The following is an 18,833-nucleotide window of genomic DNA, read 5'->3' as shown; positions in this document are numbered from 1 at the left end:
GATCGCCGCAGGCCGCGGCACCCAGGCGCGCGGCGAGCTCGCAGCGCACCGGGTCGGGGTCGGCCCCGACGACACGGACCCCGGAGGCGGCGAGGAGCTGCACCACCAGCTGCCCGATCAGGCCGAGGCCGATGACAAGGGCCACATCGCCGAGTTGTGGTTCGCCGCGGCGGACGCCCTGCATCGCGATCGACCCGACGGTGCCGAAGGCCGCGTGCCGCGGCGCGAGGCCGTCCGGCACCGGAGCGTAGAGGTTCTTCGGCACCCAGTTCAGTTCGGCGTGCAGCGCGTGCTCGTTGCCGGCGCAGGCCACGAGGTCGCCGACCTTCACCTCGTCGATCCCGGGGCCGACCTGCTCGACCACCCCGCACAGCGAGTAGCCCAGCGGCGTGTAGGAGTCCAGCTTGCCCATCACCTTGCGGTAGGTGGCGGGCACACCGTTGGTGGCCACGCTCTGCATGACCTTGGCCACCTGGTCCGGGCGGGAGCGGGCCTTGCCCAGCATCGACATGCCGGCCTCGGACACCTTCATGAGCTCGGTCCCGGTGGATATCAGCGAGTAGGCGGTGCGGACCAGCACACCGCCCGGCTTGCACCCCGGCACCGGCACGTCGAGCACCGCCAGCTCGCCGCTCTTGTAGTTCTGCACAACCTGTTTCACCCGAAGTCCCCTTGTTTCTACGCCGTCACGTGAGCGTTCTGTTCGGACCCGGAGGTCGCGCCGCGATACCAGTACTCGAGGGTCAGCACATGCCACAGATGCTTGGAGAAGTCCCGCTGCCCGGCGGCGTCCTCGGCGACCATCCGCGCCAGCGCGTCGCGGCGCAGAAGCCCGGAGTTGACGAGCACGCCGTCGTGCACCACCTCGCGCACCAGCGGTGCCAGATCCCGGCTCATCCAGGCGCGCAGCGGGGCGCTGAACAGGCCCTTCGGCCGGTAGACGATCTCCCGGGGCAGGATCGAGGTGGCCGCTTCCTTGAGGACGGCCTTGCCCTGCCGTCCGACGATCTTGCGGTCGCCGGGTACGGCGAACGCCGCCTTGACCACCTCGACGTCCACGTACGGCACCCGCACCTCGGTCGACGCGGCCATGCTGGAGCGGTCCGTGTACGCGAGGTTCAGGCCCGGCAGGAACATCCGGGCGTCACCCAGGCACATGCGGTTGACGAAGTCGTCGAGGTCGTTGTCCTGATAGATGTCCGCGTGCTCGGTCAGCACGTCCTCGACCGCCGGGGCCAGGTCCGGATCGACCAGGGCGAGCAGCTCGTCCTGGTCGTACATGGTGTAACTGCGCCGGAACGCGGTCTCCTCCGGCAGTTCGGCGAAGGAGAGGAACCGCTTCGCGAAGCGCACCGACCGGTACCCGCGGCGGGCCGTGGCGACCGGCAGCCGGTCCACCGCCCTGGACACCCCGCGCCGCAGAGGCCGCGGGACGCGCTGGTAGCGCAGCGCGAGCAGGTTGGCCAGGTGCTTGCGGTATCCGGCGAACAGCTCGTCGGCACCCATCCCCGAGAGCATCACCTTGACCCCGGCCTCTCGGGCGGCCGAGCAGATCAGGAACGTGTTGATCGCGGCGGGGTCGCCGATCGGCTCGTCCAGGTGGTACGTCATCTGCGGCAGCAGATCGAGCACATTCGGAGCGATCTCGATCTCGTGCAGGTCGACGCCGAACCGCTCGGCCACCTGCCGGGCGTAGCGCAGGTCGTCCGGCATCGCCTCGAACCTGGCGTCCTCGGGGCGGAACCCGATCGTGTACGCGGAGATCCCGGGCTGGTGGCGGGCCGCCAGCGCGGTCAGGTAGCTGGAGTCGAGACCGCCCGAGAGGAAGGCCGCCACGGGTACGTCGGAGAGCAGGTGCTGCCGGGTCGACTCCTCGACGATGGCGGCCAAGTCCGGCTGTTCGCCGTCCCGGGCCCGCTCCCGGCCCTCGGCGGCGACGTCCTTCAGGTTCCAGTACCGGCCGCGCTCCACCCGGCCGTCGGGCCGGCACCGCAGCCAGCTCCCCGGCGGCAGCTTCTCCGCCTCGCGGAACGCACAGCGCGAGTCCGGGACCCAGTAGTACAGCAGCGAGGCCACCAGCGCCGCATGGTCCACCTGTAGCGACCCACCGGTCACGGCGGCAAGCGCCTTGAGCTCGGAGGCGAACACCAGGCCCTCGCCGCGCCGGAGCAGGAACAGCGGCTTGATGCCCAACTGGTCACGGGCGAGGACCAGTTCACCGGTGCGCTCGTCGAAGATGCCGAACGCGAACATGCCGCGCAGCCGAGGCAGACAGTCGGTGCCCCAGCGCCGCCAGGCCTCAAGGAGCACCTCGGTGTCGGAGGTACCGCGGAAACGCACCCCGGCGGCTGCCAGTTCGGCACGCAACTCGGGCGCGTTGTACAGCTCGCCGTTGTACGTCAGGACGAGGCCGCCCGAGACCATCGGCTGGGCGCCGGTCTCGGACAGGTCGATGATGCTCAGCCGGCGGTGCCCGAGGTGCACTTCGCCGTCACCGGCGGGGTGGCTGTACCGGCCCGCCCCGTCCGGACCGCGGTGGGCGAGGGTATCGGTGAGCCGGTCGGTCACGACCTTCCCGTCCGGCCATCGGTAAGTGCCTGCGATGCCACACATGTCCTACCGCGCCTCCTGGTCGATGTCCGGGACCCGTACCGCCCATGACGGCCGCTCCGTCGACAGCCGGCCCGTCACGTTCTCCCGGGCCAGCCGCTCGTTGTGGCCGCGCAGCGCAGTGTCGAGCCCGTCCCACAGGGTGCCGTCGGTCCGGTCCCGCGGATCGGGGTCGATCAGCACCACACCGATCACCGGAATGAGCAGGTCCGCGAGCTGTCGCGCCACGGTGTGCAGCCATGCGGCGCTGCCGTGCCCGGCACGCACGACGAGCACGGTCTGAGTACCGAGGCCCGGGAGGCCGGTCCACGCCGTGCCGGGCGCGACCGAGCCGACGCCGAGTCGGCGCACTTGATGCGGCACGGCCGCGGCACGCTCGACGCCGACCACGTCCGGGCCTCCTGGCTTCTGGCCGCGGTGGGCGCGCTGCAGGCCCGGCAGATCATCGATGATGACCACCGGCCCCTCCGCCGCCAGCACCCTGGCGAGGTCCAGGGCGATCACGCTCGTGCTGCGCGCACAGCCCAGTTCCAGCAGCGACACCGGTTCCGCGGAGCCACGCACGGTGCGGGCCAGGGTCGCGGTGAGCCGTTCGCGTGCCGCGCGGTTCCGTCGGCGCTGCCACAGCCTGGCCGGCCGGCGGGGCGCGCGGCGCAGCTCCGCGATGACCGAGGCGCCCAGGTTCGCCGCGATCTCCCGGCGCAGCACGGGGCGGTCCGCCACCACCGCGCCGACCGCGGCCACCGCGAGCCCGAGGACGAGCCCGAGGGCGAGCCCGATCGCGGCATTGGTGGCAGCGGCCTTGGGCAGGGAGTGCCGCACCGCGCGCGGGGCGTCCACGATCTGAGTGCCGGCGATGAGCTGGGGTGTGCCGATGCGCGCCTCCTCGGCGCGCTGGTCGAAATCGGCGATCCGCGCGGTGAGCTCGGCCCGGCGGGCGAAGAGCGACTCGATGCTCGCCGACGCCTTCGGGTCGCTCTCCGGCGATCGGTCTCCGATCGCCTTGTTGACCTTGGCGAGTTCGTTCCGCATGCGGTCACGCTGGTCGAGCAGGGCCCGGGCCTCGGCTTTCGCGGCTTCCCGCATCCGCTTCACATGGTCCGCGACGAACGCATCGGCCAGCGCCTTGGCCCGGGCCACCGCTTCCGCGTCGCTGTCACCTGTCACATCGATCTGCAGCAGGTTGTTGGTCAGGCCGGTACCCCGGTAGTCCCGCATGAAGTCCTCTGGTTTTTCCGGGGACTTGAGGAATTTCCGGGCCTTGCCGGCGATCCGGGTGGTCCCCAGCAGCTCGACGTCGGTGCGGATCAGCGTTCCGGTGTCGTTCGGCTGGTCCTCTTGATGCACGACCAGCACCTTGGTCACCGCGGTCGGCGGCGGCGGCAGCACGACCGCCACCGCCGCGCCGACCAGAAGCCCAAGGAGCGCCATGGAGCACCAGAGGCGGCGGCGCCTGCGCACCGCCACCACCAGCGCCTGCAGGTCCAGCAGCGGAGCGGCGGCCGACGACTCCGAAGTCTTGCTCGTCGTCACACTGAACCTCCCGTCGCGTGGCCGCGAACCGCGAGCGCCGGAGTGGCGTCGTCCGGAGGGTGGCCGGCAGTCCGCGTCGGACGGGCCCGGACCATGCCGGCGACGACGATGCCGACGACCTCATGCCTGCCGTCCGCACACGCCTCGGCGATGCCGGCGAGCTCCCCTGCGGTCCAGCTGCCCGCGCTGAGCACGACCAGGGCACCGGACTCGGTGTCGCGGTCCGGCACCAGTGGCCGGTCCACCGAGACTTCCACCACCCGCAGCATGGGGTATCCCCTGCTCGAAGAGCTTGGGGAAGGATCGCTCTTGGCCTCGGCCACGAGCTGCCCGGCGGCTCGGAGGGCGATCTCGTCGCCGTCCGGTACGACGACCAACAGCCCTCCAGGGCCCGGCAGTTGGTCACGGAGGCGAGCGCACACCCGCCGGTAGCGGATCCGCCTGCCGGCCTCGTCGCCGGACATCCGCGGGGTCGGTATGTCCCACCGGGTGTCAACGCCAAGGAGCCGGCGGATCCAGGCCCGCGGGCCACGGCCTTCTGGCCGGTGCGCGGGCCGTTCTCCAGGCACGTCGACGGTACCCAGCAGCGCCGAGCCCAGCGCCGCGGCGATCTCCGGTTCGGTGCGCAGTCGGCGGCTCGCCCGTGCGGCGGTGAGATGGCCGATGACCGCGAGCAGGAAGAACAGCAGCGCCCCGGCGACGATGAGTTGCCTCCTCGTCGGCGGTGCCTCGCCGGTGGGCCGGGCCGCCGGCCCCATGACGACCATGGTGGCCTTGTTGGTCGCCGGGTCGGCCTCGTCCAGCTTCTTCATGGCCTCCTGCAACGCGGTGCGCAGCTTCTCGAGCTCGGTGCGGGTCCGCACGCTCTCCACGGTCTGCCCCGGATCGGCTGCATTGGCCAGGTCGGTGATGCGGCGGTTGGCCTGCACCACCTTCTGCCGCAGTGCCTCGGGCCCCGCCGCCGCGTCGGGGTCGGTGTTGTCGCCTGCGATCCGCGCGGCGAAGGTGACGAATTGCTGGGCCACCTGGTCGGAGAGCCGCTGCGCGCGCTCCGGGGTGTCGGCCGTACCCGAGATCTTGATGATGTTCCCGTCGGCGGCCTTGGCGCTCACCCGATCCCGCAGCTCGCTGCCGCTGACGCCGGTCCGGCCGAGCGTGGCAGCCGCGCGGTCGACGACCGCCGAACTGGCCGCGATCTCCGCCTGGGTCAGCAGCTCGCGCTCCTCCCACGGCCCCGCCAGCAGTACCGATGTCGAGGTTGTGTAACTCGGCGGGAACAGCAGAGAGGCGCCGTAGCCGACGAGCGCGCCCACCACGGCGACGACGGCGAGAAGCCGCCGGCGCCGACGGAAAATCCGCCCGATCGTGACCAGGCGTATCGTGTCCTCGCTCAACGGCGCGGCCTCTTCCCTGTCCGGACCGGGGCGCCCGCCGACACCGGAGTGTGGTCACGGCAGGCAGCGGCGTAGGCGGCGAGCAGCGACGCTTGCGAGTTCCGCCAGGAAAGCTGCCCGCTGATCCGCTCCTGGCCGACCTTGCCCATCCGGGCCCGCTCCTCCGGATCGTCCAGTAACAGCGCGATGAGCCTGGCGAATGCAGCCTCGTCATTGGCGGGCGCGTAGACGGCGGCGTCACCGGCGGAGACTCTCGCCTCCCGCAGGTCGAACGAGACGATCGGCCGGCCCATCACCATGTACTCCAGGACCTTGTTCATGGTCGACACGTCGTTGAGCGGATTGCGCGGGTCGGGGGAGAGACACACGTCCGCGGTGGACAGGTAGCGCACCAGGTCGGCGTCCGGAATGCGCCCGGTGAACTGCACCTGCTCTGTAAGCCCGAGCCGCCGGGACAGCTCCACCATCGAGTCGAAGGCGTCGCCGGCGCCGACGAACACCGCATGCCAGTCGGTCCGCCCGAGCTCGTCGCGCAGCGTCGCGAGGGCCCGCAAGGCGTAGTCGACGCCGTCCTGCGGGCCCATGACGCCGAGGTAACACAGCAGATGAGGCTTGCCGCGCTTCAACTCCGGCTCGGGCGGCACCGGATGGAACCGGTCGGTGTCGGGCGCGCTGCGCACCACGAAGACGTCCGCAGGGCGTCGGCCGCCACGGCGCACCGCGACGTCCCGATAGCTCTCGTTCGTGGCGAGCACGACGTCCGCGGCCCGGTAGGTCCGCCGTTCCAGCGCGCACACGGCGCGGTAGAGCAGGTCCTTGCCGCGGTCGAACCGGGAGAGGTACAGCTCCGGTACGAGGTCGTGTTGGTCGAAGACGAACCGCGCCCCGCGCCGCTTCAGCCACAGTGCAGGCAGGAACAGCAGGTCCGGCGGGTTGCAGGCGTGCACCACGTCGACCGGGCCGACCTTCCGGGCCAGCCGGACCGTATGCCACAACGCCGTTCCGTACTCCCGCAGGTAGCCGGCGGGACCTCCGGTGGCCGCGCGCAACGGGTAGCGGTGGATCCGCACCCCGTCGATCTCCGCCTCCGGCTCTGTGTCCCGCTTCTCCCCCCGGGGACAGATGACGTGCACCTTCCAGCCCGCGTCGCGCAGCGTCGTGCACTCCTGCCACACCCGCCGGTCGAACGGCACCGACAGGTTCTCCACCAGGATCAGCGCGCGCCGCTCCGGCCGGTCGCCGCTGGCTGTGTCATCAAACGATGTGTCACCAAGCAAGGCCCACGTACCCCGGTTCGGCCCGGCGCGCCTCGGCGTCGGGAAGGTGGATGAGGTCGATCAGCACCGGTCCTTCGCCATGGGGCAGCGCCGACAGCACGGCCGGCTCCCTGGTCCCGACCAGGCACACCTCGGCGTGCTCGAGCACCTCGCCGACGGAGTCCGCAAGCAGCTGCCCGAGGTGCGGCAGCCGGGTCTCGATGTACTCGCGGTTCGCGCCGAGCAGCCGGGAGAGGTTCACGTTGGGGTCATAGATCCGCAGGTCGTAACCCTTGCCGAAGAGCCGCTCCGCCAGCTCGACGAGCGGGCTCTCGCGGAGGTCGTCGGTGCCGGGTTTGAAGGACAGCCCGAACAGGCCCACCCGACGCTTGCCGGTGCGCTCGACCAGCTCCACCGCGCGTTGCAGATGTGCGGAGTTGGAGGGCAGCACGTGGGAGAGGATGGGCACCGAGACGTCGGCCCGTCGCGCCGCGTGGACCAGGCTGCGCAAGTCCTTGGGCAGGCAGGAGCCACCGAAGGCGAAGCCGGGCCGCAGATAGGCGGGGCTGATGTTCAGCTTGCGGTCGGCCAGGAACACGTCGATCACCTGGTGCGAGTCCACCCCGAGCGCCTGGCACACCGCGCCCAGCTCGTTCGCGAAGCCGATCTTGAGGCCGTGGAACGCGTTGTCCGCATACTTGATCGCCTCGGCCGTCGGGACCGGCACCCGGAACACCTCGCCGGGCAAGCCGTCGTACAGCCCCGCCACCACGTCGCCGCTTGCCGGGTCGAGCTCGCCGATGACGGTCTTGGGCGGGTCGAAGAAGTCCCGCACGCTCGTGCCCTCGCGCAGGAACTCCGGGTTGACCGCGACCCCGAAGTCCACGCCGGCCGTGCCGCCGGCGTACTTCTCCAGGATCGGTACCAGCAGGTTCAGGCAGGTGCCCGGGAGCATGGTGCTGCGGAAGACGACGGTCTGGCGCCCACTGCGCCCACGACGATCCGCCACCGCGGCACCGATCTGCTCGGTGACCCGCTCCAAGTACGTGGTGCACAGGCTGCCGTTGGGCTCCGACGGCGTGCCCACGCAGACCAGCGACACCTCACTGCCCATGATCGCCTCGCGGACGTCGCCGGTGGCGCGTAACGCTCCGGCCCGCACGACCTCGGCGATGAGCTCGCCGATCCGCTCCTCGACCACCGGGGCCTTGCCGTCGTTGACCAGGTCGACCTTCACCTGGTTCACGTCCACCCCGATGACCTCGTGACCCAGACTGGCCAGGCACGCGGCCGACACGCAGCCCACGTAGCCGAGCCCTAAGACACTGACCCTCATGACCCGTTCCTCCCCCCAGGCAGGCCCTTTTGGCCTGCCATCCGCGTGCCGACCGGACGACGCCCCCCGCGCATCAGTAGGCCCCCTGGCCCTGAAGCACCGCACGCAGCGTCTTCCACAAAATCACTGTGTCCAGGGCGAGCGACCAGTCCTCCACGTACCGCAGGTCCAGCCGGACCGCCTCCTCCCACGGCAGGTCGCTGCGTCCGCTGATCTGCCACAGGCCGGTGAGCCCGGGCTTGACCAGCAGCCGCCGCCGGATGTCCGGGCCGTACGCAGCGGACTCCTCCGGTAACGGAGGCCGCGGACCGACGAGCGACATCGAGCCGGTGAGCACGTTGAAAAGCTGCGGGAGCTCGTCGATCGAGTACCGGCGCAGCACCGCTCCCAACCGGGTCACCCGCGGATCCCGGCGGAGCTTGAACAGCAGGCCGGCGCCCTCGTTGAGGTCGGCCAGCTCGGCACGTGCCCCGTCAGCCCCGGCGACCATGGTGCGGAACTTGAGAAGGGTGAACTCGCGGCCGGCCTTGCCGACCCTGCGCTGGCGGTAGAACGCCCCACCCCGGCTGTCCACCAGCACGAGCAGCCCGACGAGCACCATCAGCGGCGCGAACAGCACCAGCAGGACCGCCGCGCCCATCCGGTCGACGACCCCCTTGATCGCCCGGCGGCCCCCGGTGAAGGTCGGCATGCTGACCCGAAGCAGCGGGATCCCGAGCACCGCGTCGACGTGCAGCCGCGGGCCGGCCACCTCCATCAGCACGGGGGCCACGACCATCTCGGCATCGCTGCCTTCGAGGTTCCACGCCAGCCGCTGCAGCCGGTCCGGTGACCAGTGCGGGTCCGGTGTGACCGCGACGACACGGTAGCCGTCGCGGCGGACGTGGCCCGCGACGTCCGTCAGTGGGCCGACGACCGGCACGCCGTCCAGTTGGTCACCGTCGAGCCCGAGACCGTCCGGTGTGCACACCGCCTCCACCCGCCAGCCGAGGTGCGGGAACTTACGGACTCGGGCGATCAGGTCGCGCACGGTGGCCGGGCTCCCGGCAGCGAGCACCGGTCTCAGGCACCGTCCTTCCTTCCGCTGTTTATGCAGCCAGAGGCGCAGCAGATACCGCGCGGTCATGGTGAAGAGCGCGATCGCCGGGATCGCGACGAAGATCCAGAGCTTGATGTTGCGCGAGGTGAGGGCGATCCCGCCGAGCGCCAGTACGACGACCGCCGTGAACAGTGAGCGTCCGAGCCGGCGGAATTCCTCGGCGCCCTGGCCGAGCACGGCCGGAGCCCACGACCGGCTCACCGCAAGCGCTCCCAGCACCAGCAGCTCGGTGCCGAATGCGAGGAATCCCCAATTCTCGTGCCAGTTGGCCGAGTCCCGGACCCCGAAGAAGCCGCCGATCGCCGCCACCACGAAGGCGGTGGCCACGGTATCGCTGGTGATCACGGCACGGCGGTACCGCTGCTCCCAGTCGATCGCGGGCCGGCCGATTGCCCTGCTCACCGGACGCCCGCGCGCCGATAGCAACGGGCTGACCAATTCCCCCTGCTGCACAGACCCGCCCAGGTCGCCAGTGGGCTCGAGGTGTTCGCTCCACACGGTTCCTCCCCCCGGGAGGCCCCGCCCCCCGCACTGTTCCGCCCCTCGGAAGGCCCCCGCCCCCCGCGCCGCGCTGTTCCTTCCCCGGGAGGCCCCGCCCCCCCCGCGAATGACATGCCGGCTATTGCAGCGCTACTTGAACACCCCCACTCAGGCGGCAGCGGACTCGCATGTTCTGCCGGAGTCTCGAGGTGCGCGGGAACCCGTCGAATCCTCGGGTGCTCCCCACACCCAAGGCCCCCCTCGCGGGCTTCCAAGAATTGATCACGCCCAGGTCTGGCGCCGGGGACGCGACTGCTGGCTGTCCGTAGCGCCGGACCTATAGATCATCATTTGTCGCCTCGTGTCCAAGCATGTGAAGCGAAGCAGGGTCAATCTAGACCATCGGGGCCCGCATGAAGAGGGGGTGTGTGCAACTTGTGCTCAAACCATGAAGGTGGATCCATCGACCGGTGACCGCCTGCGGGTGCCGTGACGACGAATACGTGCCTTGCGACCTGTGATGACGGGAGTTCTCCGGGCTGCCGACCGAGAAGGACGACGAATCCCGCGCTCGCACCGCGTACAGATGTACGAGAGGAATGACTTCGCGTATCCGGCGCAGTCCGTGTGGAGGGGCAGGCCGGTGCCATGCCGGTGGGCGCAGGGGAGTTGGGCGAGTGCGTCGTCGAGGAACGCGATGTGGTCGCTCGCGGTGTTCGCGTCGGCGTTGCCCGGTCGAGCGGTCCTCGGGCAGCCGGCGCTACCGTCGCCTCCACCACGGCGGTGACCGGCAGGCAAACGCCGCGCTTCACCGCATCGTGATCACCCGTCTGCGGTGCGACCCGCGCACCCAGGACTCCTGCGAGCGCCGCATCAAGGAGCGTGAGGGGGTGAGTGAGACGATGACTGAGACCCTGCGGTACCGCCTTGGCTGCGCCCGCCCCCGAGCTACTTCCGGGGCGGGGACACGGACCGGCGTCGACTGCTGACGGGTGGGGTCTACTCCGCGGCAGCCTGATCCTGCCGGACGAGACGTGGTGGGACGCCATGTCACGGACGCCGGCCGAGGAGCCCTCGGCGGGCAAACGCGTCGGCCGCGGAGACGTCGAGACCGTACGGGAACTGACCCTGGCGTTCTGGTGCATGGACCAGCGGCGCGAAGGCGGACGCGGCCGGCGGGCGGGCGACGAGTACCTGACGCATGAAGCTCACGACTTCCTCCGAGGCCGGTTCGCCGACGACGAGACGCGGCGCGCCATGTTCTCGGCCTCCGCCCGAGAGCTTTCGCGCCGTGGCCACCCGGTTCGGCAAGAGTGCGTACGTCGTCCACGGCACCGTGACCGTCGCCGCCATGCGTCTCTGGTTTCGGCTGTAGCCCGCCGGACCGTGTCTACTCCCGGGTGCGCGAGCACAACACGAGGCGGTAGCCGTCCGGCTCGGCAACCGTTACTCCGTGCTCGTCCCCGTACGGGTTGTGCGCGGGAACCCGGGTTCCGCCAGCGGCTACCACGCGGTCGACCAGGACCTCGTCTACGGGTTTGAGAAGCATTCCGCGGCACCGAGGTCCCGAGAGGGCCGGGCCACTCGGATGTGCGTCTTGGCGCCGGTCACGCCGAGCGCTCGAGAGCGGCACGCCATGCAGGGCTGTCGACGTAGTGGTTGTCGAAGCGTTCCGCGGACTCGGCGATCTCCTTCGGGTCGGCCTCACCGCGCAGCACCCGGCCCAGCAGACGCAGGTAGTCGAACCGGTCCATGCCCGGGGTGAACACGAACAGGACGTCCGCCTCGGCACCGGGCGCCGCGGCGAAGGCGTGCGGGGTGTGCGGCGGCACCGCCAGGAAGTCGCCCTCGTTCAGGAGGGTGACCTCCTCGCCCACCAGCACCTGCAGGGATCCGCTGATCACGAAGAACAACTCCGTCGCCTTGGTGTGAAAATGGGCTGGTGCGCCCACCGCTCCCTTGGCGAAGGTTGACCGGTAGCTTGTGAAGCCGCTTCCGGTGCCGTGCGACTCGCCCAGCAGGGTCATCACGCTGCTCGGGTCAGCGCAGGTCTCGGCGTCGTCACGGCGGGTCAGCACGGCCTGGACAGGCGCCGCAGTCGTGGATTCGGTGGGTATGTTCTCCGTCATGATCACGATTCTATGGCCTTGAGTGACCCACTTCCTGGGTCAATTCAGTCCCGAATCTCTGGGTCAATCCCCCAACCGAACCGGTCCAAGACAGAGCCAAAGCATCAGGGCCAACTCGACGCAGTGACGCGGTGTCAGAGCCTGCGCACCAGACAAGACCCGTCGGACACGGCCTGCGCGGCGCACGGGGGTGCCGACGAGCCCGCGCTTCTTCCCAGCATTGCCCCTGTCTGGTGTGGCCGGGAAACTGAGCGACGTTCGTGACACCGTCTCGACAAGGGGGAAACCGCATCAGGCGGACCCAGCGCAGAGTCTTGGCTCGGCAGTCGCCTCGGTCTTCTTGCTGTCAGCGCCGCCGGAAGCCGAACCGGTGCAGGCGGCCGGTACTTGCAGGGTGGGGAGGGGGGACCCGGTCCGGTCGATCCGCAACTGCTGAGCCGCCCCGCGATTCCCACAGGAGTGATGGCCCCGACCTCTCTCAGGTCGGGGCCATCGCGTTTGCTGGGCGCCGGCTCACGCCGGCACTTCTGCTCCTACCAGGCGACCGGCAGGCGCTCGGGGATGCGCTTCATAAAGCGGGTGCGCCACACGAGTTGGTCGACGGGGACGGCCAGGTGCAGGCTGGGCATACGGGTGGTGAGGGCCTCGATCGCTATCTCGATGTGCTTCTTCCCGAGCGGGACGGCGGGGCAGTAGTGCCCGCCGTAGCCGAACGAGAGGTGAGCGGCCGCGTTGGGCCGGTCGATGTCGATGGTGTGCGGATCGGGGAACACGCTCTCGTCGGTGTTGGCGGCCTCGACCAGGACGAGCACGAGTTCGCCCTTCTTGATCTGTGTGTCGCCAAGCTGGATGTCTTCCATGGCCAGGCGGGGCAGCCCGTCGGCGATGGAGAGGTTCACACGCAGCAGCTCATCCACGGCGGCCGCAATCTTGCCGGGCTCTGCACACAACTGCTCCCACAGATCAGGGTTCTGAAGGAGTGTGAACACGGCCATGGTCAAAGCACCCATGGTGGAGATGACTCCGGCACCGAACATGGTGACGCCGACGGTGGCGAGCATCTCGTCAGTGAGGTGCGCATAGTCGGGGTCATCTCGGAGGGCGGCGAGTTCGGCCATGAGCCCGTCAGCGGCAGGGTCGTTGAGCCGCCCGGTCATATACGCGATGTCGCGGTCCCAGTTCAGGCGCGCCCCGGTGATGGGGCATGCCGAGTTCATGAACGCGATGTCGAGACTGGACGCCAGCAGCGGGGCGTCATCGCGGGGGATGCCGAGGATGTGGCAATGGAGGTGCTCGGCGTAGGGGCTGGCGAACTGTCCGCGCAGGTCGGCCGGCGGGCCGTAGCTGAGGATGCCGTCGACCAGTTGGGCGGCGTGGTCGGTCATCCACTCCGTCAGGCCACCGGCCTTGGGATTGATCGCCTTGAGTACGGCCTTACGCAGACCGGCGCCGGTGATGTTGCCCATGTTGTTGACCACCTCGGGCGGGATGGTCAGCGCGTACTGCCGGGGAACGCCGGGGGCGGACGTGTCCTTGAGGCTGAAACGGGGGTCTTCGAGCACCTGTCTGCACAGCTCGTAGGAGGAGACGAGCCACGCCTCATCCCCGGCGATGGTGCGCACCCGCGTGACCGGGGTGGCGCGAAGCTGCTCGATCTCCGGGGGGAGGCGGTCGCCGCGCGGGGAGAACGGGAAGTCGATCAGGGTCGGGGCGGTCGGGGCGGTCGTCACTGGTCGTTTCCTTCGGTGATGGTGCCGGCGGGGGTTATCACGGCGTGGCCCTGGTTGCGTGTGGCGCGCAGACCATGCCCGCGTGAGTACAGGAGATCGGCCATCGGCAATGCCTGGTGGTAGCAGTTGAGCGATGAGGGGACGTGCATGATTGCGGGGGTGTCGATGAACAGCGGCGCTTCGGCACAGATGTAGGCGAGGCAGACCTGACGCTGACGGTCCGTGGGCTGCTGCCCGTCGAGAACCTTGCTGGTGAGGAACTGGCCCACGAGCTGATCACAGACGTCGCGGAACGCCGGGTCGCTGGACAGCAGATTGTCGAGTCTCTTGCGGATGACCCGATAGGCGGGGATGTCCAGCAGCGCGGACATGGGGCGGCCGCGGAGCCTGGTGCCGTCCGGGTCGAGGGTGGCAACAGCAGCGGTCACCTTGGCCCGTACACCGCGCAGGTTCTTCACTGCCTTGCGCTGGGCCTCGATAGCCGGATAGCCGAGCGCCTCATACATGTCGGCGACATGCAGATCCGTATAGATGAGATCGACCTGACGGAAGTTCTCCAGTCCCCAGGCGGCGAGGCTGAGGACTCGCTGATGGGTGAAATAGGAGTTCCCCGGAGAGATGCCGATGACGGCGTGATCGCCTTCGCCGGTGATGACTTGGCAGTGCGGGGTGTACGGACGGACGTGAAAAATCTCGGTCGCTGTCGTCAAGAGACGATGTCCCTACGTGCCGCTAGTCCCTGGGAACCCCGTGTTCCCGGTGTGGCGGCGACACCGGAAACCTACCCGACTGTCGGTTCGGAAGGATCGCGAACCAGGCAGTAACTCGCAGGTCAGAGCGCCTAATTGATTCATCTGGTGTTCACAAGTGCGGCCTGGCACTCGCGAACGAGCCCGTCGCGAAGCTGTTCAGGCCGGACCCTGGGGTCGGGAAGGTGAACCGGGGGCGGCGCTGATCGGGGAGAGGTGATCGGGTCTACGGTCACGGCGCGTGAGTCTTCCACCCCGCGTGCCCAAGATTCCCCGCTTCTGCCGGCACCAGTGTCCTGAGTTAGAGGTTCGCTGGTAGTTCCACACGCGGCGATTCGCAACACAACTGCCGCTCGTAGAGGCTGATGCCAGCGGGCAGTGACATTGAATCTGCCCAAGAATCTCTGACTCGGGTCACTAGGCCGAGTCCCCTCGATCAGGTACTCGTTGAACTGGTCAGGCTCAGCAGGGGGATCTGGCTGACGACGATTGGGCCGTGCTGGACTCGTTGCTGTGAACTGCCCGAATACTGTGGCCCCTGGAAAACCGTCCACAAGCGACACTTGCTGTGGTCGGCCGACGGCGCCTGGGAGAGGCTTCTCCCACACGTTCAAGGTGCCGCCGACGTCGAGGGCGGCATCGACTGGAACGTCAACGTCGACTCCACCTCCGTGCGGGCCCACCAGCACGCCGCCGGAGCCCCCAAGAGCCCGCCACCCGTGTCACCTGGCTCTTCAAGGGGGGCATCGCGAAGATCGGTTCACCTGTGCGTGCACATCACCCTGCGGCTCCTGCTGGAGCAGGCGGTGCGTCAGGCGAGGCCCTCGGCCGCTCCCGCGGCGGACTGACCACCAAAATCCATCGTGCTTTGGAGGGCCGGTACCGCCCGCTGTCCCTGCTCGTCACGCCGGGACAGCGAGCGGACTGCACACAGTTCGACGGGGTCATGGACAGGATCGACGTTCCCCGCACCGGGCCGGGCCGACCCGCCGCACCCCGGAAAGCGTCGGCGCCGACAAGGCGTACAGCAACCGCGCTGTCCGCGCCTACCTCCGCAGGTGCGGCATCCGACACGTGAATCCCGGAGAAGAAGGACCACAAGTCGGCTTGCCTGTACCGGGGTTCACGCGGTGGGCGATCTCCGGGCTTCGACAAGGGCGCTACAAAGATCGCAACACGGTGGAAGGGGCCATGGGAAAGCTCAGGCAGTTCAGAGCCGTCGCCACCCGCTACGACAAGCGCGGGTACGTCTACCTCGGTACCGTCGCCGCTGCCGCACTCGTGATCTGGCTCCGCTCATGATGGGAGTCCGTGAGTGCAACCTTCACCATTACCAACCCGGCATGCCGCGCAAAGATTGCCAGTTTCACGGTGACGTTCCCCCGTGGCCAGCGGCGTTGCAGGGATGGGGCGGGGCCGACGGCCCGGATTTCCTTGGCGTCGTCGCGGCTGGTGAGGAGCCGTTCGAGACAGGCACGGGTGCGACGGATCTCCGACAGCTCCAGATGCAGACGGTAGCGGGCCTGGCGGGTATTGCGGGCGGCGTACAGCATGGGTAGCAGGACCAGCGCCAGGAAGGGCAGCAGCCATCGGGCCACCGTCAAGAACGCGGCGGCGACCGCGAGGGTGGACACTGTGGCTCTCACCAGGGTGGTCAAGGTCAGGACCAGCAGTACCGGCCGGCCACGGGAGGCGTGAACGGCACACTGGAGCCGGTCGTGGAAGCAGGGGTCCTCGAAGGCGATCAGGTCCGCGGCAGCAGCCGCCTCCAGGGCCCGGTTGGTCGCCAACTGGTCCACCCGCAGACCCAGGATGCGCTGCTGGGCCTGGGAGTGGATGGCCAGCACGCCGGTCAGCAGTGCGAGGGCTGCAAGTGCGCCCGCGCTTGCAACGACGGTTCCAAGCTGTGCCATGCGGTCTCAGGTCGTGACGCCTCACCGCTGTCTCCAGTGGCGCGGTCCGGCCCCGCTGGCCGACCCGTGTGGGGTGGGCCGGTAGCCTGCCCTGGCAGTTGGCGGCAGACGAAAGGGCGGGCATGTGGGGTAGGCGGCGGAACGGCGGCACGGGGCCGTTGGTGCAGGTGGCGGTCATGGGCGCCCGGGGGCACGGCAAGAGCACCCTGGTCCGGGCGTTGACCGAGGTGCTGCCCCAGGAGTTCCGGCAACCGTCGCAGCCGTTCGGACAGTTCGACACGGCACGCGGCCCGTACCAGCTGTACGACAGCCCCGGCCTGGACGCCTTCCGGTCCCGACTCGTCGATGGCGCTGGGCAGCTGGGGGGCGCGCTGCTGGTCGTCTCCGCTGAGGACGGGCCCCTGCCGGAGACTCGGGAGTATCTGGCGACTGCGCGGGCGGCGGGCGTGGCACAGATCGCGGTGTTCCTCGGTAAGCGCGATCTGGTCGACAACCCGGAGATCCCAGAGGTGATCGAGCTCGAAGTCCGCGAGCTGCTCAACGAGGTGGAGTACCCCGGGGACCACTGCCCGGTGGTGCACGGCTCCGCGTTGCGGGCGGTGCATCACGGCAGGTCCCGGAGGGGTCGCCGCGATGTGGTACGTCTGGCGGAGGTCCTGGACGGTCACTTCGGCTGACGCCAGATCGGCCGCACCCCAAGCGAAGTGCTGCCGTGTGCCGGCCCCGTACGCGGAGGGGCGGCCGAGCAGCACGACGGGCGCCCAGTGAATCTCCGACTCAGGTCACTAGGGGCGAACGATCAGACGGAAGTGTCCTGTCGCAGTTCATCTGGCGGGCAAAAGGCTGCTGACCTGCTGAGGTACCGCATCCTTTGAGAACATTGCCCCCGGCGTTCTCAACCGACATGGCTTTCACGGAAGTCTGCTGACGGTTCAACGACGGCGGTGCGGGCCCGCAGCTCGGTCCGGCCTTCCGTTGCCGGAGCCGCGCACCCCACGCGAACGAACTCGGCCGCGGGGCCTTGCGTATCGGCAGGCCCAGTTCGAATGGGAGGCCGGTCTCCAGCAGAACGGCTACGACCGATGATGAGGTCCGACCCGAGGACTGTGACGCGGAAGCGTTCGCGAGGCTCCACCTGCAGCAGTACGCCGCGCGGTGCGCGCGCATCGCGCCTGGACTCTCTGCCATGCCGGCCAGTGAGGCATGACAGCATTCGAGGGGCTTCGGGCTCCTCAACGCGGATGAGACATACGGCTGGTGATGTCGCGCGCCACTACACCGAGCCGTATCGCTTTCAGCGTCCTTCGAGCTCGGTGCACGGGCTCCACCGCAGTGGAGAAACATCACGGCATCGGAACTCCGCGCGTACACGGTGAAGTTGGAGACCGCCGTCGCCTCGGTCGATTGCCGACGCGGCATCCTGTCCGAGTTGTCCGGCATCCTGGAGGCGGCCGTTGATGACAAGCGGCTTGCCGGAATCCCTCTGCGTGCGAAGTCCGTGAGGTGGCCCAAGACACCGCGGGATCACCGAGAGGCGTGGTCGTTGGAGACGGCGCTCCGTGTCCGCGACGTGATCAGCCCACGAAACCGGATAGCCGTCGTACTCGGTCTGGGCTGCGGGCTGCGGGCTGCGGGCTGCGGGCTGCGGGCTGCGGGCTGCGTCAGGGTGAAGTGTTCGGCTTGACCCCGGACGACATCGACCATGCCAGGGGTGTGCTTCATATCCGTCGCCAAGTCCAAGCGGTTTCCGGCAAGCTGCACTGTGCCCTGCCAAAGGGGGCGAAGCCGCGTACCGTCGACATGCCCTCATCGGTGGCCGAAGAGTTGAAGCGCCATGTGGAGAGTTTCGCGCCGGTAGAGGTGGAGCTTCCGTGGGGGAAGCTCGACCTCTACCGGCGCTGGCCAAGGCCGGCATCATTCCGCCACGTCCCAAGGGGGCGAAGCAGTGGCAGTGGGAGGCGGTACCGAAGGACGGCTTCTACTCCTCGCCGACCGTCACGCTCGGTTACTATGCTCACTTCATGCCGGAGGCCGGAGGTAAAGGGCGCGCCGTCATTGACGGGCTGCTCGGAAGGGGAGGGGGATCGGCATGCCAGTCGAAACTCCCCAGATTCTCCGCAGATTGCCCCCAGGGCTGAATGCGGACGATCCTCTGAGGTGCACCTCTTGATGCCTGGCCGTCGAATCAAAGGAAGAGAACCCGTGGGACCTGAGAAAACGCTGAGGGAGGTCGTCGCGACCCGCTACGTCATGCCCTTGCGTGAGGGCGGCTCGCTCCCGGGGATCGTCGAGGCCGACGACCTCGGAACATACATCATGAAGTTGTCTACCTAGCTGCCCTGACCTGGGGTGATGTAGTCATGCGGGCCTCTGACTTGCGGAGATGGATCTTTCAGCGTCTTTCAGGCTCGTGCCGCGTTACGCAGTCGATTCTCCCCACGCGCTCCCCGGCGCTGCCCAAACTCCCCAGATTCTCCCCAGAGATGGCCCATGCAGCGGGACGGAGCGCCGTCGGAAGCCAGACCATCTGAGGCGCTGCTAGCTACGCTGCGTGACTGCCGCAGGTCAGGCAGAGGTCCACCAGCAGGTTCTTCGTCTGCTGGT

The 18,833-nt window shown here is 69.0% G+C and carries 15 protein-coding genes and 2 pseudogenes; 5 read left to right on the top strand and 12 right to left on the bottom strand.

The annotated features are described in order from the left end of the window. The 7 genes from AB0D04_RS24580 to AB0D04_RS24550 form a co-directional block, all read right to left on the bottom strand. Nucleotides 1-661 (bottom strand): zinc-binding alcohol dehydrogenase (locus tag AB0D04_RS24580; RefSeq protein ID WP_362707054.1); only part of this gene is annotated, 661 nt, incomplete at its 3' end. A gap of 17 nt (nucleotides 662-678) precedes the next feature. Next, nucleotides 679-2,613, bottom strand: a complete 1,935-nt coding sequence (gene asnB / locus AB0D04_RS24575) for an asparagine synthase (glutamine-hydrolyzing) (RefSeq protein ID WP_362707052.1) — start codon at nucleotides 2,611-2,613, stop codon at nucleotides 679-681. Nucleotides 2,614-2,616: 3 nt separating this feature from the next. Further along, on the bottom strand, nucleotides 2,617-4,143 hold the full coding sequence (locus AB0D04_RS24570; protein ID WP_362707050.1) for a Wzz/FepE/Etk N-terminal domain-containing protein: 1,527 nt from the start codon (nucleotides 4,141-4,143) through the stop codon (nucleotides 2,617-2,619). Further along, nucleotides 4,140-5,537, bottom strand: a complete 1,398-nt coding sequence (locus AB0D04_RS24565) for a Wzz/FepE/Etk N-terminal domain-containing protein (RefSeq protein WP_362707047.1) — start codon at nucleotides 5,535-5,537, stop codon at nucleotides 4,140-4,142. Before AB0D04_RS24565 ends, AB0D04_RS24570 begins: the two co-directional genes overlap by 4 nt. Further along, the gene (locus AB0D04_RS24560; RefSeq protein ID WP_362707044.1) at nucleotides 5,534-6,814 is read right to left on the bottom strand and encodes a glycosyltransferase family 4 protein; all 1,281 of its coding nucleotides are present in this window, start codon (nucleotides 6,812-6,814) and stop codon (nucleotides 5,534-5,536) included. The genes AB0D04_RS24565 and AB0D04_RS24560 overlap by 4 nt, the downstream gene beginning before the upstream one ends. Further along, a complete protein-coding gene (locus AB0D04_RS24555) occupies nucleotides 6,804-8,129 on the bottom strand; it encodes a nucleotide sugar dehydrogenase (protein ID WP_362707043.1) in 1,326 nt (441 codons plus the stop codon). Before AB0D04_RS24555 ends, AB0D04_RS24560 begins: the two co-directional genes overlap by 11 nt. Nucleotides 8,130-8,202: 73 nt before the next feature. Beyond that, nucleotides 8,203-9,681 (bottom strand): sugar transferase, encoded by a 1,479-nt coding sequence (locus AB0D04_RS24550; protein ID WP_362707056.1) that lies wholly within the window; start codon nucleotides 9,679-9,681, stop codon nucleotides 8,203-8,205. 815 nt (nucleotides 9,682-10,496) lie between these two features. On the opposite strand from AB0D04_RS24550, the pseudogene AB0D04_RS24545 reads away from it, so the two are divergent. Then, nucleotides 10,497-10,697, top strand: a pseudogene (locus tag AB0D04_RS24545) (hypothetical protein); the annotation flags it as partial. A gap of 61 nt (nucleotides 10,698-10,758) precedes the next feature. Here the strand turns inward: AB0D04_RS24545 and AB0D04_RS24540 are convergent. Continuing rightward, nucleotides 10,759-10,911: a hypothetical protein gene (locus AB0D04_RS24540; protein ID WP_362707040.1), complete on the bottom strand. Its 153-nt coding sequence runs from the start codon at nucleotides 10,909-10,911 to the stop codon at nucleotides 10,759-10,761. A 73-nt stretch (nucleotides 10,912-10,984) separates the two neighbouring features. Here AB0D04_RS24540 and AB0D04_RS24535 point away from each other — a divergent pair. Then, nucleotides 10,985-11,083: pseudogene (locus AB0D04_RS24535) on the top strand (IS5/IS1182 family transposase); the annotation flags it as partial. Nucleotides 11,084-11,315: 232 nt separating this feature from the next. Here AB0D04_RS24535 and AB0D04_RS24530 read toward each other — a convergent pair. The 3 genes from AB0D04_RS24530 to AB0D04_RS24520 form a co-directional block, all read right to left on the bottom strand. Next, on the bottom strand, nucleotides 11,316-11,837 hold the full coding sequence (locus AB0D04_RS24530; RefSeq protein WP_362707037.1) for a cupin domain-containing protein: 522 nt from the start codon (nucleotides 11,835-11,837) through the stop codon (nucleotides 11,316-11,318). A 533-nt stretch (nucleotides 11,838-12,370) separates the two neighbouring features. Beyond that, nucleotides 12,371-13,567 carry a cytochrome P450 gene (locus tag AB0D04_RS24525; protein WP_362707034.1) on the bottom strand — a complete coding sequence of 399 codons (1,197 nt, stop codon included), beginning with the start codon at nucleotides 13,565-13,567 and terminating at the stop codon, nucleotides 12,371-12,373. After that, nucleotides 13,564-14,277, bottom strand: a complete 714-nt coding sequence (locus tag AB0D04_RS24520; RefSeq protein WP_362707031.1) for a tRNA-dependent cyclodipeptide synthase — start codon at nucleotides 14,275-14,277, stop codon at nucleotides 13,564-13,566. Before AB0D04_RS24520 ends, AB0D04_RS24525 begins: the two co-directional genes overlap by 4 nt. A gap of 552 nt (nucleotides 14,278-14,829) precedes the next feature. On the opposite strand from AB0D04_RS24520, the gene AB0D04_RS24515 reads away from it, so the two are divergent. After that, nucleotides 14,830-15,618 (top strand): transposase, encoded by a 789-nt coding sequence (locus tag AB0D04_RS24515; RefSeq protein WP_362707028.1) that lies wholly within the window; start codon nucleotides 14,830-14,832, stop codon nucleotides 15,616-15,618. Here the strand turns inward: AB0D04_RS24515 and AB0D04_RS24510 are convergent. After that, on the bottom strand, nucleotides 15,567-16,229 hold the full coding sequence (locus AB0D04_RS24510; protein ID WP_362707025.1) for a hypothetical protein: 663 nt from the start codon (nucleotides 16,227-16,229) through the stop codon (nucleotides 15,567-15,569). The genes AB0D04_RS24515 and AB0D04_RS24510 overlap by 52 nt on opposite strands. Before the next feature lie 176 nt (nucleotides 16,230-16,405). On the opposite strand from AB0D04_RS24510, the gene AB0D04_RS24505 reads away from it, so the two are divergent. After that, nucleotides 16,406-16,906 carry a GTP-binding protein gene (locus tag AB0D04_RS24505; RefSeq protein ID WP_362707022.1) on the top strand — a complete coding sequence of 167 codons (501 nt, stop codon included), beginning with the start codon at nucleotides 16,406-16,408 and terminating at the stop codon, nucleotides 16,904-16,906. A 1,525-nt stretch (nucleotides 16,907-18,431) separates the two neighbouring features. After that, nucleotides 18,432-18,563, top strand: coding sequence for a hypothetical protein (locus AB0D04_RS24500; RefSeq protein ID WP_362707020.1), 132 nt, complete (start codon nucleotides 18,432-18,434; stop codon nucleotides 18,561-18,563). Nucleotides 18,564-18,833: the final 270 nt, after the last annotated feature.

The organism is Streptomyces sp. NPDC048483, assembly GCF_040651455.1.
In the GTDB taxonomy this organism is placed as follows: domain Bacteria; phylum Actinomycetota; class Actinomycetes; order Streptomycetales; family Streptomycetaceae; genus Streptomyces.
The sequence above is the reverse complement of the archived record's forward strand: the minus strand, read 5'-3'. Positions and strand labels throughout refer to the sequence as shown.